Origin of the sequence: Hyphomonas sp. CACIAM 19H1 (assembly GCF_003325995.1) — a bacterium.
GTDB classification, from domain to species: domain Bacteria; phylum Pseudomonadota; class Alphaproteobacteria; order Caulobacterales; family Hyphomonadaceae; genus Hyphomonas; species Hyphomonas polymorpha.
Genome location: NZ_CP016437.1, coordinates 156,395 through 169,170 on the forward strand (window position 1 = coordinate 156,395; position 12,776 = coordinate 169,170).

A 12,776-nucleotide genomic window follows, 5' to 3' on the forward strand; every position below is an offset into this window, starting at 1 on the left:
CTCCCAAAAAAGCCCTCCCTGGCCGGGGAGGGCTTTTTTCATGCCGTCCTTCTGCCCGTCAGGAGGCCTCGGGCAGAGGCTCCAGGCTGTATTCGAAGTTGAAGCCCGCGCATTGGGCGCCCTGGGGCAGGGCCTTTGAAAGCGCCGGATCAAACCGGGCGTCCTGCATCGCCGCTTCGGCAGAGTCGGCAAAGGCCTTGTAGGTGCAGCGCGCTGTCACATTTTCAGGCGTGCCCGCCGCGCCGACATCAAAGCGCACCGTGCAGCGATCCTCATAGCCATTCTGGGCTTCGGGTTCGGGATAGTATGGGTGCGGAAAAACCAGGGGCATTGCCGGCACAGGGCAGACCGCAGCCAGCTCAGGGGCAGGGGCCTCCTGCGTGGCGCAGCCCGCTACCGCCAGGCCTGCGGCGATCAGTAACGTCAAGCGGTTTATGCGCGCCACCTCCGCGGGAAAGTGTATCCCTATAGGCGCCGCCGTCAAGCGCGGCGCGCCAAGCCCTGAAAAAGAACAAAGGAACCTTGCTGCCCGGCAGCCGTTTAACTCCTCATCACAAGGAGTCTGGAGTTCGTCATGTCATCCTTTGCCATTTATCTGATCGGCTTCCTGCTGTTCGTCGGCGGCCTTGCCTATGGCGCGTTCCTTCTGGGCATCGCGCTCACCTGGATCCTCGTTGGCGCGGTCACCCTTCTCGGCCTCGGCATGGTCATGGGCGTCGGCAAAACCCGCCAGAAAGACCACACGCCCACCAGCGAATAAGCTGCATTCAGTCAGAAATGGTCTCGTCCTCTGCCGGGGCGTCTTCGTCCGCGGGCAGATCGTCCTCTGAGGCCGCCGCCGCTTCGTCCGCTTCCTCCGGCGCGGCGGTCTCCTCCGCTGGCGGCGTTCCCTCCGCCGCCAGCGGGCAGGCGGGCTCCAGCCCAGCCTCGCAGGCAATGGCATAGAGCCGCCCGGCGCCGGCGATATCGATAGTGCCGCCAACGCCCTCCCGGCGCAGATCGCCCGCCTGCAGGCAGGCTTCGATCACCCCGGCCTTGCACGTCTCGGAAAACAGGAACCGCGCGCGCGAAAGCTCCAGCGGGCTCGCCTCCGGTTCCTGTCCGGCGTCAAACATCATCCAGGCCAGCTCATAGCACCCCTTGACCGAGCCTTCGGTACAGATCACGGAGAATATCCGCCGCGCGCGCACCGCGTCTGCCTCCCCGCCCGTGCCATCGCGCAGCCAGGCGGCAAATATCTCGCACGCTTCCAGATCCCCCCGCCCGCAGGCGTCGGCCATCGTCCGGCGCTCCTCGGCCAGCGCCAGATCTTCCTCCGAGGGCGGACTGTCTTCGGCCCTCTCCGCTGTCGCCTCTGCTGCCTCATCCTCGGGCAGAATCTCCGGCTCCCCCATCGCTGCGCCGAAATCAAGGTCCGGCAGCGCCTCAGCCGCAAAGCTCGGCCCGCGCTCTGCCGGCGTCTCATCCTCTGCGGGCGGGGCATAGGCCGTCACGATCACGGCGGCGTCCTTGTCGGCTTCTGCCGGGGCCATCGGCGCGCCAGCCGTCTCCACAGGCGCCGCCGGCATCTCGATCCCCGCTTTCTCGCATCCCTCCGGCCGGCCGGCCTCACAGGCGCGCGCATAGGCTTCCAGCGCGCCGGCGCTGTCGGCCTCGCCAAAGTCTGGAAATTCCAGCTCCCCGCCCAGGCGCAGGCAGGCTTCGCCCTCGCCAAGGCCGCAGCCCTGTTCGAACAGATCCACCGCCCCCGGAATATCTGCCGCCACGCCGCGACCGCCATAGAGCAGCGCGCCGCCCGCCAGGCATCCTGTTCCGCTCTCCAGCGCGCAGGCCTCCCGGTAAAGCGCCAGCGCCCGTTCCCCGTCGGCCTCCAGATGCCCGAGCGCCAGACACGCCTCCGCTTCGCCCGCGCCGCAGGCCGCCTCCAGCACGCCACCCTCTGCGCCCGCCTCCTGCGCGGCCGCCGCCGGCATCAGCGCCAGCGTTCCAAGCATCGCCAGAAGGCCCGCCAGTCTCGATCCAAACCTCATGCATTGGCCCCGCTTGTCGACCCCGGCGCACTATTGGCGGCGTCGCTCAAGGGGTCAACACCGGGGGCGGTGGGGGGAAAAGCCGCAGAACCGGGGCAGGGCAGGCCTGCCCCGGGGCCCGCTACTCCACGATGAATTCGATCGGGTAGACCGCATTCTTCTGGATCACGGGCTGGCCGTTGCGGATGGCGGGGAGGAATTCCGCCCGGCGCACGGCCCGTTCTGCCTCGGCCCGGAACACATTATCCGTACACTGCGCCGAAATATTCTGCGGCCGCCCGGCCGTGTCCACATCGAAGGAGACGTTACAGCTGCCGGAAATTCCCCGCGAAATGGCGCCCGGCGGGATCACCGGCATCGGCGGGCGCACCGCCACCAGATCGCGCCCGTCAATCGGGCTGGCAGAGATGGCGCCGAACGTGATCTTGCCGATGTCGAAGATCTCCGGCGTATCCCCGCTCCAGACCGGGCCGGTGGGAACCAGGCCCTCGCTGGCCACCGCCGGGCGCGGTGGCGGCGGGGGTTTCGGCGCGACCTCCAGGAGCAGGGGCTTGGGCTTCGTGTTGGGTTTGCTCGGCTCGGGAATCTGCGGCGTCACCTTTTCCAGCACGCGCTGCGGGCTCGCCACCAGGTTCACCTCGCGCACCGTGATCAGCGCATTGGCCGCCAGGAACAGGCCATAGACCAGCGGCGCCGCCATCAGCGTGGCCAGCGTCAGGCGGTAGGGTCCTGTATTCATGGAAATCATGTCGTCTCTCCTCCAGCTTTGCGGCCCGTCTCTGCGGGCGGTATCCGGCAGGGCTCTGATGGCCCGGTCACGGATGAGGCAGCCCCTTGCTGCCCAGCTTTACGCTAGGGGAGAGTGACGCTGCGTCAAGGGCAAAGTGGAGAAAGGCGCAATCCCGGCGTGAAAGCCGGGCGCCCTGTGCTCAGGCACAGTGAAAGGCAAAGCCGGAGTGAGGGGCCACCCTTGGCCTCAGATGGCCCCTCCAACGCCGCGGACCGGGAGGAAACATTGGTCTGGCGTTGTTCCGGAAAATCGGGGGGGCTCAGTTGGCGAGCGCGTAGTCCACAGCGGCCAGGCGCTGGAAGCCAGGCGCCAGTTCAACGCTGTTGGCCTGGTCAGCATGGATCTGCTGCACGGCGGCCTTCACCAGCGAAGCGGAGCAATCAGCGTCGAGATAGATCGAGCCGAGGGCCGGCACGCGCTGCGAGCACAGCTTGCGGGCTTTGCTTTCAAGCTCGGAAACCAGTGTCTCGACACCAGCTTCGGTGGTCAGCAGGGCCGGATCATAGTCCATCGACAGGGTCACTTCCTTCAGCGAGCCTGCAGCGGCAACGGGGGTGAGAGCCATGGCAGCAGCCAGGATCATCGAGGTAGCTTTCAGCATTGGATCAGTCCTTCAGAGTTAGCGCCGGTCTTGCCGGCAGGAAAACTCCTCCCGCAGCGCGTCCGGGGGCTTATCCTGCTCCGGTATGGGGCGGGGTCCCGGTGGACGGGGTGCCTCGCGCCATGGCCTTGACCGGAGCGGCCCAGCTCATGCTGCATCGCAACAATTAGCTCGCAGGTGCGACAAAGCAATGACAATCGGCCCCCTTCTGAACAAAACCGCTGTTGTTCACTCCTCACTGCCCCGCGGGCAGGCAAACCTGCCCAATCTTTGAACAGGCGTTGAAATCCGCCCCCCGAGACAGGGGCTGGCGCGGCCTTGCCCGCCTCGCCACAGTCAGGCGGAAACAACAGGAAGATTGCCCCCATGATTCGCGCGCTCCTTGCGGCTGCCCTCTTCTGTTTGCCCGCCGCCCCGATGCTGGCGGAGACGGGGCAGGGCGCCCCTGCGGCCCCCGATTGCCCCGAAAACGCTGCCCAGATCGTGTTCAACATGCAGGCCGCAATCGAGCTAGGCGCGGCCCCCACGCTGGAAAAAATCTATGAGACGGCCGAAATCGCCGCCACCCATTGTCCCGGCAGCAGCGATATTCAGGGCCTCGCTTCCCTCCTGTTCGTCTCCCTCGCCAGCGCCGTGCCAGATCCCGGCACCCAGCTGACCCTTTTCAGCAAAGCCTATGACGCGGCCCTGCGCGCCGACCACGCCTATGCCAACGGCACGGGCACCGTCGTCACCGGTACCGATGGCGCAGAGGTGAAGCTCTATCTCTACGGCCCGGCCTTCACGACGCTGGAATCGGTCATCATCCCGCAGCTTGCCGTGCTGGCCACCACGCCGGGCATGGAACGGGTTCATCCGATCTTCGCGCAGGATGCCCCGCTAGAAGCCTGTCCCTATACGGAAGATCGTGGCAGCGGCGCGGAATATGAGGCCCGCGCGCTGTCCAGAGCGCCGGCCGATCCGGGCGCCGTGGGCCGCATCTCCGGGCGTCTCCTGCGTCTGCAGGCGGCCTGCCCGGAGCGGGCTGCCTATTTCGACTGGGCGCTCGCCTCCTATTTCAACCGCGCCGTCTATGCCAACGAGTTCCGCCCCGGGGAGGCCCGCAAACATGCCCGCGCCGCGCTCGCCCATGCCGCCGCCTTCAGCCGCGCCGCCCCGGCCATCCGGGGCAGCGGCGCGGAAGAAAATGCCGGCTTCCTCAGCCGCATGATAGTCACCCTGCAGGAAAAATTCCCCGATCTGGATCAGTGATCCGCCAGCAGACGATCTTCTGAAGTCTCTCTCCTCGGGAAGGGGCGGGGTTCCTTCCGGCGCGTCCGCGCCTTGCCCCGTTTTGTCCGAAAATGTCCGGATTTGTCCACCGCCTGTCCGGGCCTGTCCGCAGGTGTCCGGAAATGTCCGCGTTCTGACACCGCCAGAAAGGGGGATAAGCGCGCCCCAATCCGCAGGCCGTTTCCCCGCCTGCGCCCTGAAAGGAAAGGGCTTTCCCCCTCCGCCGCTCCGCCTTATCCAACACGCCGGGCCCGGCTTTAGAGTATGCCCATGCGTGCAGACTTCGCTCCCTGGGCCACCAGCCTCATTCGCTTTGCCCAGATTGCGGCAGAGATGCTGGCGGTTGCGCTCGTCCCGCGTCTTGGTCTTGGACGGTTCGGCTTCACGGTCTTTCTGCCCCGGCCCGTGCATGAGGCCATCGCGGCAGAGCTTACCTTCATCGAAGCCATGGCGCGCCGCGCCCTGTTCCTGATTGCCGCCGCGCGCGGCGCATTACCGAGAGAGGTTTCGCCGTCAAAGGCGCGGCCCGCTTCCAGCGGCAGGGCTCTACCCGATGCGCCGGCCCGCATCAGTGCCCCACTTTTCTGCCTGACGGAACCAGATGCGCGCCGCCGCATCGGTAAGAAAGTTCCTCCGCCTACCCCCAATCCCGGCGATGCCGCGCCGCCCCTCACCGAAGACACGCTGCTGCCCACGGCGCGGCTGGTCCGCCGCCTCCGGGCGCTGGAAACCGTCTTCCTTGATCCGGAGGCGAACATTCTGCGGATGCGCCGCCTTCTGGCGCCCGGCCCGGAAGCAATCCTGTCGCGCCGGGGCTTTGAGGCTGCCCGCGCTGCCAGTGACAATGCCGTGAATTTCCGATTGCTGGGGCAGGTGCAGGGCCTGGTTGAGGGCGCCCTGCTGCAGATGCGGCGGGATACCGGTTAAAGCCCGCGCCGCGCGCGCAGCGCCGCCGCCAGCGTTCCGTCATCCAGATGATCCAGCTCACCGCCCACGGGAACCCCGTGCGCGAGCCGCGTCACATCCACGCCTTTCCCGGCCAGCAGGTCGGCCACATAATGCGCCGTGGTCTGACCATCTACTGTTGCGTTCAGGGCCAGGATCACCTCGCGGATACCCCCCGCCTCGATCCGCGCCACAAGGCTGGCAATGCCAAGGTCTTCCGGCCCGATCCCGTCAATGGCGGAAAGCGCCCCTCCCAGAACATGATAGCGCCCGCGGAACGCGCCCCCGCGCTCCAGCGCCCAAAGGTCTGGAACATCCTCCACCACGCAGATCACGCCTTCATCGCGCCCCGGCATCTGGCACACGGCGCAGGGCTGCACGGTGTCATAATTGCCGCAGATATGGCATTTCTGGATCTTCGCGCCCGCTTGCGCCATCGCCTCGGCCAGCGGCTTCAGCAGCGTGTCATTGCGTTTCAGGAGATGCAGCGCCACACGCCGCGCCGACCTCGGCCCCAGGCCCGGCAGCTTGGCAATCAGATCAATCAATCGAAGAAGCTCAGGACCGGCAGAACGTTGGGACATGGAAAGGGCTTCTGCCTGAGTCTGAAGGGTATGTCATCCTGGCGGCGTCTGCGCCTAAAACGGCAGCTTGAACCCCGGCATCAGGCCGCCAAAGCCGGCGGTGGCCGATTTCATCGCCTCTTCCATCGCCTGGTCGAGGCGTTTGCGGGCGTCCGAATGGGCCGCCTTGATCAGGTCTTCCACGATCTCCGGATCGTCCCCCATCAGGCTCCGGTCGATGGTGACGGACACCATCTCTCCCTTGCCGCGCAGCTTCACGCGCACGAGGCCCGCTCCGGCCACGCCGTCGGCTTCGGTGTTTTCGATCTTCTGCTGCACTTCGGCCATCTTGGCCTGCATGGCCTGGGCTTGCTGCATGATCTGGGCGAGGTCTTTCATGGGATATTGTCTCCGTCAGGCCGGCCGGCGGGTTTTGAGAGGAATAATGTTACTGGCCACATCGTCCTGCGATGGCTCGATTTCAAGCGGCGGCGGCATCTGGCCCACATCCAGGATCACCGCGCCGGGGATCGCCGAAAGGGTCGCCGCCACCAGCGGATGCTGCATCGCCGCCTCAATCCGCTCGGTCTTTTCCCGCCGCTCCCGCTCGCGCATGGACTCAGCATCGGTCTCGGCTTCCTCGACGGTCCAGTCGAGATCGCTATAGCTTTCCAGGAATATCTTCAGCCGCCCCAGCAGCCCCGCCGGCGCCCCCGGCGCCAGCGCGCAGGCCAGCCGCCCCGGCTCAAACCGTGAAGGCCGCACGAAACGTTCGGTGTCCACCTGCAGTGCCACCTCGCGGGTCGCGTCCATCATGGCGATCATGTCGGCAAAGCTGTGTATCCCGCCGGGCACCTGCGGCGGGGCCTTAAGGGGCGGGCTATCCTTTCCCGGCGGCCGGGCCCCCTCGGCAATCATCCGCGCGGCCTCTTCCGGCGAGGGCAGGGTGGAGGCCGCCGCCAGCCGCAGGATCACCATGTTCAGCGCGGTCGCCGGGTCCGGCGCCACCTGCAGGTCGCCATAACCCGACAGGAGCAGTTGCCAGTTGCGCGCCGCCTGCGCCGGGGTCAGGCGCTGGGCCAGCGCCTTTGTGCGGTTTGCCCAATCTGCCGGTCCGGCCGGTGTCCAGTCATCGCCCGTTACCTGGGCCACGGAAATATCGGCCGCAATATCAAGGATGTCTTTCAGGATCACCGCCGGGTCTGCCCCGCCTGCTACCTGCTCGCGCACTTCGGCAAGGGCCCCCTTGGCGTCGCCGGATACGGCCTTCTCCACCGCGTCCAAGAGGCGGGCCCGGTCGCCCAGGCCCAGCATCGCGCGCACGGCGGCGCCGGAAACTTCCTCGCCATCCGTGGTCTGAACAATGCCCTGATCCAGCAGCGACAGCCCGTCGCGCACAGAGCCTTCGGCGGCCCGCGCAATCAGCGCCAGCGCCTCTTCGGAAACATTCGCCCCCTCATTGCGGGCCACATTGCCTAGATGGGCCGCCAGTTCCCCGGTATCGAGGCGCTTCAAATCAAACCGCTGGCAGCGCGAGAGAACCGTCACCGGCACCTTGCGGATCTCGGTCGTCGCGAAGATGAACTTCAGATGCGGCGGGGGTTCTTCCAGTGTCTTCAGGAGCGCGTTGAAGCTCGCATTCGACAGCATGTGAACTTCGTCGATGATATAGACCTTGTAGCGCGCCGAAACCGGGCCATAGCGCGCGGAGTCCAGGAGGTCGCGCATATCCGCCACGCCGGTGCGCGAGGCTGCGTCCAGCTCCAGCACATCGGGGTGCCGGCTCGCCATGATCGCGTCGCAATGCTCGCCCGGCGGGTCCAGATGGATGGAGGGGCCCGAAGCCTTGCCCTTCTTGCCCTTGGTGTCCGCCTTGGGCTCATAATTGAGGGCGCGGGCGAGGAGGCGCGCTGTGGTCGTCTTGCCCACCCCGCGCACGCCCGTCAGCATGAAGCCATGCGCAATCCGCCCCGTCTCGAAGGCGTTCGAGAGCGTGCGCACCATCGCTTCCTGGCCGATCAGATCCTCAAAGCGGCGGGGGCGATATTTCCGCGCCAGCACCTCATACGCCTTGCCGCGCGCAGGCGTGTCCTCGCCCCCGAAAAGGGCGCCCGTGGCGTCATCGCCTGTGGAGGAATCGTCAGCGCTCATGGATCGGCCGGACCTTAGCGGGGCCGGGGCTGGGGCGCAAATGGGAGTTCAGCTGCTTCTCCTCCGCAGAGCAACTCACCCCTCTCCTGCGGGAGAGGGGCAGGGGTGAGGGGGAGCAAGATAGAGGAAGCATGATCGGGTGAGGGCTTTCCCCCTCATCCCCAACCCTTTCTCCCAAGGGAGAAGGGGCTTTGGAAGCAGATCACTCCGCCGGCACGTTCTCTGCGGCTTTCCGGCGGGCGTCGAAGCGGCCCCAGACGCCGTCATCGCCGTGCCAGTCGCCCTTCGTGGCGCCTTTGGAATATTCCGTCGCGCGCTGCTCGAAGAAGTTGGCATGCTCGACCCCGTTGAGGATTTCGGTCAGCCAGGGGATCGGGTGTTTGGTGATGCCGTAGATCGGCTCCAGCTTCAGCTGGCCAAGGCGCCAGTCGGCGATATAGCGGATGTAGTTCTTGATATCGTCGGCGGTCATGCCTTCGACCGGGCCCATCTCGAAGGCAAGCTCGATGAACTTGTCTTCCAGGCTCACCACCGTGCGGCAGCTTTCGCGGATACGCTCGCGCAGCTCGTCCGTCATCACGCCGGTTTCGGCGCAGAAGGTGTGGAACAGCTTGATCATGCCCTCGCAGTGCAGGCTCTCGTCGCGCACCGACCAGGAAACGATCTGGCCCATGCCCTTCATCTTGTTGAAGCGCGGGAAGTTCATCAGCATGGCGAAGGAGGCAAAGAGCTGCAGGCCTTCAGTGAACGCGCCGAACACGGCCATCGACAGGGCGATGTCTTCGTTCGTCTCCGTGCCGAACTGGCCGAGATAGTCGTGCTTGGCGGCCATCTCCTTGTATTCCATGAAGGCGGAGAATTCCGAATCCGGCATGCCGATGGTTTCCAGCAGCAGCGCATAGGCCGCAATGTGGATCGTCTCCATATTGGAGAAGGACGACAGCATCATGGACACTTCCACCGGCTTAAACAGCGGCATGTAGTGTTCCATATAGTTGGCGCCGACTTCGACATCCGACTGGGTGAAGAAGCGGAAGATCTGGGTCAGCAGGTTGCGCTCGGCGTCCGAGAGCTTCACCGCCCAGTCCTTGCAGTCCTCGCCGAGGGGCACTTCCTCGGGCATCCAGTGAACCTGTTGCTGCTTCTTCCAGAACTCGTACGCCCAGGGATAGCGGAAGGGCTTGTAGGCAAGGCTCGGCGTCAGCAGGCCGGGGCGATCATTGCTTACGTTTGCCATGGGGCGGGCTCCATTCATCAGGTCGGTTAAGGCCGGCGAATCCGGCCGGTTCGGACACTCAACACACCACATATAGTGCTTAAAATGGGTTAATACCGCAAGATGTGCATGTGCCGCACCCCAGCGAATCCCACAAAAAAGCCCCTCCCTGCCTGCCTAGCGCGCGCCCCTCGGCACGGCAACCGCGCGCAGGCCCATCCGGTAGAGCGCGGCCTGGGCGAGGTCGAGGTCGGCCTGGGTATGGCAGAGGAAGGCCACCCGCTCGATGCGGGAGTCCGGCCAGTTCAGGAGGTATTGCTGGGCGGTCTGGATCAGGCCCTGGGCGCGTTCATGCGGGCTTTCCCCGCTGCTGCGCGTGCCGAAGAGGGGGATGAGCACCGATTTCAGCGCCCGTTTCGGGCTGACCCCAAAGCGGCGGTTTTCCGCGTCCACGGCGGCCAGCGCGTTGCTGACGCATTTGCGATAGGCCCCGATCAGCCGGTAGCCGCGCCCCGGCTCGCCCTGATAGGCGGCGGTGTGCACCAGCAGGCGCACCTTGTTGGACCGGCTGAGCATGCCTGCTTCCGTGATCAGCGCGGTGGCCGGCTCCACCCCGGTGCGCAGCTGGTGGCCGCCGGCGCGCTGGGCCAGGAGGCGGGCGATCATGTCGTCGCGCACAAAGCCATGCCGGTCGCGCCGGCTGCCGAGATAGCGGATGGCGGCCGAGATGGTGGTTTCGTGGAACCGGCCAAACTCCATCCGGGTGTTCTCGGGGTTCACCCACACATCCATGTCGTCAATGTCGGCAATGTCGCCGGTGACGAGTTCGATCAGCTTCGAGGGTTTTGGCCCCTGTGGGCCAACGCGGTAGGAGATGTAGCGCCGCTCAGGAATGATGCGGCCGGGCAGGGAGACGTCCATCCCCGGCATCAGCGTGTGGACGAGGCTGTCCGTGCTCGGATTGTCGAGGCTGTTCCTCACATGCGTGCGCAAGAGGATGCGGCAATCCTCGATCACCTGCTGGCGCGAGATGCCCCCGCGCGCGTCCAGATCATAATCCAGCGCCCGCATGCCCGATATGGCAAGGGGCACGGCGCTTTTCGCATGGCGCAGGATGACGGTGCCCGCCCGGCGCGCGGTCTGGCGGATGCCGAGCTCGAAAAACACGTCTGGCGAGCCGAGGGTGACATCGGCAATCACAACGTCGGCTTCCAGCAGGTTTTCGATCATCTCCTTATGGATGAGGCCGGAGCGGCTCACCCGGTCGGCGCGGAGGATGTCGAGGTTGAGATGCTCGATCACGGGGCGGATAAGCTCTTCATACACCGCGTCGAAATCCGGTCCGGATGCGGCTTCCTCGCTGGCCGGATAGGGCAGGATGACGAAGCAGCGCCGCCCGGTCTGGGTCTTGCCTTCGGTCTCGGCGGGGCGGCCCTCGCCCTGCGACTTTCCCTCGAACGCCATGCTCACACGCCCTGCCTCTCGAAGCCATTCCGGCACCCCGCCGCAAGGCGCAAAGCCCACCCGCCCGGACCGGCAGCCCGGGGCACCCGAACCAAAACGAAACTATGGCCCGGCAAGGCTGGCAAGACAGGAGAGCTCCGCCGCTTCGCCCGACAGGAGAGGCCGCGTGCTAGTGCTCTGTTTCCGGATGGATTCGCGGGAGATTATAAATGCGTAAGGTTCGCCGGAGGCCGGGCAGTGCCCATCCGTGCGTCACTCCCCCGCCCGGCGGGCGGGCACGGGGAGGGAGCAGATGTCCAGCACCTTGGGCGGGGTGTAGGCGAGGGCGGCGATGCCGGTGTAATCCCGCTTGGAGGTTTTCAGGGCTTCCCATTCGGCGGAGGGCGTCATCATGACGTCATAGGCCGGGCGGCTGTCCACGGGGATATCGGCGGCCATACGGGCCGATATGATCTGGTTATCCGCCAGTTTGGAGCGGCGATACTGGCTGATCTGATGGGCGAGTTCCTCGTCTTCCCCCATCATCGCGTTCATTTCTTCTTCCGTGGCCGGATCAACGCGGGGCAGGCGGTGGATGAATTCCATCCCGTCAATCACCCGGCCGAAGATGGTGTAGTTCCGGTCCAGATAGCGGCGCGGCTGAAGGGGGATGTAGAGCTCGGTGGAGCCACTTTCGGGGTTGGTATCGCGCGCCATGCCGAGGGCGCCGGGGCAGTTGAGAAGCCATTCCCTGTCCCCCTCCCGGCCAACGGCAAAGCCTTGTCTGTGGCCAACTTCTTCTGCGTAAAGGTCTACGTTCCCCTGCGGGGCAAAGCCTTCGGCGGCGACTGCGCGTTCCGCCTCGAAGGGCAGGGTGGGCCAGGCGGCGATGGCCATGTCGAATTCGCGGCCGGCCTGAGCCACATGGCCTTCGACCACGCGGTAGAAATATTCCCCGTCATAGAAGCCCTCGCGCACGGCTTCCCTTATCTGGGCGGCATGGGCGGGGGCCGCGTCCGGGAAAAGCTCGATCGCGACCGTGCCGGTTTCCAGCGTGACGATGATCAGATTTTCCGGGTCAACCGCGCGCCAGCCGGGGTCAGCTTCGGTCAGTTCCGGGACAGTTTCGGACAGGACCGGACTGGATGTGACGCAGGCGGCACAGAAAAGGGCGGCGGAGGCAAGAAGAGCGCGTTTCATGCGCGCAACTGTCTGCCACCCCCGCGCGCCCGTCAATTGCCGGCGGAGCCAGGCCGGAAACGAGCCATGCAAAAGCGGGGCTTGTTCGGGCGGTGTGGGCGGCGCAAGATTTGAATATGAAACGGATGGATGTGTTGCGCCCGCCTTTGCCCTCCCTGCCGCTGGAGGGGGGATGCCATTGCGGCCGGGCGCGTTACCGGGTGCGCGCGCGGCCGATGGCGGTGAATGCCTGCCATTGCGGGGATTGCCAGCGCCTCGCCGGGGCGCCGTTTGGGGTTTACCTGCATGTGGCGAAAGCCGGGTTTGAGGTGACCTCTGGCCAGCTTGACCTTTTCCGGCGCACCGGGGGCAGCGGCAATCAGATCTCCATCTATCGCTGCCGTCATTGCGGGACGCGCCTGTGGCACGGGCCGGATGTGGCGCCGGACCTGATCATCCTTTGCGCCGGAACGCTGGACGCTGCCGGTTGGGCGATCCCGACCTAGCACATCTTCGTCGAGGAGGCGTGGCCCGATGCGGTGGCCGCCACGGATGCGCTGGTGGTGGAGGCGTCCACCACGACGCG

General features: G+C 65.9%; 14 protein-coding genes. 4 read left to right on the top strand and 10 right to left on the bottom strand.

The genetic code is table 11. The features are described from left to right. Positions 1-58: 58 nt before the first annotated feature. Positions 59-331 carry a TonB family protein gene (locus BBF93_RS00735; RefSeq protein ID WP_162786353.1) on the bottom strand — a complete coding sequence of 91 codons (273 nt, stop codon included), beginning with the start codon at positions 329-331 and terminating at the stop codon, positions 59-61. 243 nt (positions 332-574) lie between these two features. Between BBF93_RS00735 and BBF93_RS00740 the strand changes: the two genes are divergently transcribed. After that, complete coding sequence (locus tag BBF93_RS00740) at positions 575-760, top strand: hypothetical protein (protein ID WP_114104713.1); 186 nt, start codon at positions 575-577, stop codon at positions 758-760. 7 nt (positions 761-767) lie between these two features. On the opposite strand, the gene BBF93_RS00745 is transcribed toward BBF93_RS00740, so the two are convergent. The 3 genes from BBF93_RS00745 to BBF93_RS00755 all read right to left on the bottom strand — a co-directional run bounded on the left by BBF93_RS00745 (position 768) and on the right by BBF93_RS00755 (position 3,421). Next, on the bottom strand, positions 768-2,030 hold the full coding sequence (locus tag BBF93_RS00745) for a sel1 repeat family protein (RefSeq protein WP_162786354.1): 1,263 nt from the start codon (positions 2,028-2,030) through the stop codon (positions 768-770). A 121-nt stretch (positions 2,031-2,151) separates the two neighbouring features. Continuing rightward, positions 2,152-2,778 (bottom strand): energy transducer TonB, encoded by a 627-nt coding sequence (locus tag BBF93_RS00750; protein WP_114104715.1) that lies wholly within the window; start codon positions 2,776-2,778, stop codon positions 2,152-2,154. A gap of 301 nt (positions 2,779-3,079) precedes the next feature. Then, entirely contained in the window at positions 3,080-3,421 is a 342-nt protein-coding gene (locus BBF93_RS00755) for a UrcA family protein (RefSeq protein WP_114104716.1), read from the bottom strand. Between the two features lie 366 nt (positions 3,422-3,787). Between BBF93_RS00755 and BBF93_RS00760 the strand changes: the two genes are divergently transcribed. Together BBF93_RS00760 and BBF93_RS00765 are read left to right on the top strand one after the other, a co-directional pair. Then, positions 3,788-4,672: a hypothetical protein gene (locus BBF93_RS00760; protein ID WP_114104717.1), complete on the top strand. Its 885-nt coding sequence runs from the start codon at positions 3,788-3,790 to the stop codon at positions 4,670-4,672. Positions 4,673-4,963: 291 nt separating this feature from the next. Continuing rightward, positions 4,964-5,620, top strand: a complete 657-nt coding sequence (locus BBF93_RS00765; protein ID WP_162786355.1) for a hypothetical protein — start codon at positions 4,964-4,966, stop codon at positions 5,618-5,620. Here the strand turns inward: BBF93_RS00765 and recR are convergent. The 6 genes from recR to BBF93_RS00795 form a co-directional block, all read right to left on the bottom strand. Next, positions 5,617-6,222 (bottom strand): recombination mediator RecR, encoded by a 606-nt coding sequence (recR, locus tag BBF93_RS00770; RefSeq protein WP_114104719.1) that lies wholly within the window; start codon positions 6,220-6,222, stop codon positions 5,617-5,619. The genes BBF93_RS00765 and recR overlap by 4 nt on opposite strands. Positions 6,223-6,276: 54 nt before the next feature. Next, complete coding sequence (locus BBF93_RS00775; RefSeq protein ID WP_035599135.1) at positions 6,277-6,600, bottom strand: YbaB/EbfC family nucleoid-associated protein; 324 nt, start codon at positions 6,598-6,600, stop codon at positions 6,277-6,279. A gap of 15 nt (positions 6,601-6,615) precedes the next feature. Continuing rightward, positions 6,616-8,352 carry a DNA polymerase III subunit gamma/tau gene (locus tag BBF93_RS00780; protein WP_114104720.1) on the bottom strand — a complete coding sequence of 579 codons (1,737 nt, stop codon included), beginning with the start codon at positions 8,350-8,352 and terminating at the stop codon, positions 6,616-6,618. Between the two features lie 202 nt (positions 8,353-8,554). Further along, positions 8,555-9,589, bottom strand: a complete 1,035-nt coding sequence (locus tag BBF93_RS00785; protein WP_035599141.1) for a ribonucleotide-diphosphate reductase subunit beta — start codon at positions 9,587-9,589, stop codon at positions 8,555-8,557. 156 nt (positions 9,590-9,745) lie between these two features. After that, complete coding sequence (locus tag BBF93_RS00790) at positions 9,746-11,038, bottom strand: macro domain-containing protein (RefSeq protein ID WP_162786356.1); 1,293 nt, start codon at positions 11,036-11,038, stop codon at positions 9,746-9,748. 246 nt (positions 11,039-11,284) lie between these two features. Beyond that, positions 11,285-12,211: a peptidylprolyl isomerase gene (locus BBF93_RS00795; protein ID WP_051612571.1), complete on the bottom strand. Its 927-nt coding sequence runs from the start codon at positions 12,209-12,211 to the stop codon at positions 11,285-11,287. A 116-nt stretch (positions 12,212-12,327) separates the two neighbouring features. Between BBF93_RS00795 and BBF93_RS00800 the strand changes: the two genes are divergently transcribed. After that, positions 12,328-12,696 carry a GFA family protein gene (locus BBF93_RS00800; RefSeq protein WP_114104721.1) on the top strand — a complete coding sequence of 123 codons (369 nt, stop codon included), beginning with the start codon at positions 12,328-12,330 and terminating at the stop codon, positions 12,694-12,696. Positions 12,697-12,776: the final 80 nt, after the last annotated feature.

Excerpts from the sequence above, each read along its gene's own strand:
- BBF93_RS00735 (WP_162786353.1), bottom strand. The coding sequence starts at position 331 with ATGCCCCTGGTTTTTCCGCACCCATACTATCCCGAACCCGAAGCCCAG.
- BBF93_RS00740 (WP_114104713.1), top strand. The coding sequence starts at position 575 with ATGTCATCCTTTGCCATTTATCTGATCGGCTTCCTGCTGTTCGTCGGC.
- BBF93_RS00745 (WP_162786354.1), bottom strand. The coding sequence starts at position 2,030 with ATGAGGTTTGGATCGAGACTGGCGGGCCTTCTGGCGATGCTTGGAACG.
- BBF93_RS00750 (WP_114104715.1), bottom strand. The coding sequence starts at position 2,778 with ATGATTTCCATGAATACAGGACCCTACCGCCTGACGCTGGCCACGCTG.
- BBF93_RS00755 (WP_114104716.1), bottom strand. The coding sequence starts at position 3,421 with ATGCTGAAAGCTACCTCGATGATCCTGGCTGCTGCCATGGCTCTCACC.
- BBF93_RS00760 (WP_114104717.1), top strand. The coding sequence starts at position 3,788 with ATGATTCGCGCGCTCCTTGCGGCTGCCCTCTTCTGTTTGCCCGCCGCC.
- BBF93_RS00765 (WP_162786355.1), top strand. The coding sequence starts at position 4,964 with ATGCGTGCAGACTTCGCTCCCTGGGCCACCAGCCTCATTCGCTTTGCC.
- recR (WP_114104719.1), bottom strand. The coding sequence starts at position 6,222 with ATGTCCCAACGTTCTGCCGGTCCTGAGCTTCTTCGATTGATTGATCTG.
- BBF93_RS00775 (WP_035599135.1), bottom strand. The coding sequence starts at position 6,600 with ATGAAAGACCTCGCCCAGATCATGCAGCAAGCCCAGGCCATGCAGGCC.
- BBF93_RS00780 (WP_114104720.1), bottom strand. The coding sequence starts at position 8,352 with ATGAGCGCTGACGATTCCTCCACAGGCGATGACGCCACGGGCGCCCTT.
- BBF93_RS00785 (WP_035599141.1), bottom strand. The coding sequence starts at position 9,589 with ATGGCAAACGTAAGCAATGATCGCCCCGGCCTGCTGACGCCGAGCCTT.
- BBF93_RS00795 (WP_051612571.1), bottom strand. The coding sequence starts at position 12,211 with ATGAAACGCGCTCTTCTTGCCTCCGCCGCCCTTTTCTGTGCCGCCTGC.
- BBF93_RS00800 (WP_114104721.1), top strand. The coding sequence starts at position 12,328 with ATGAAACGGATGGATGTGTTGCGCCCGCCTTTGCCCTCCCTGCCGCTG.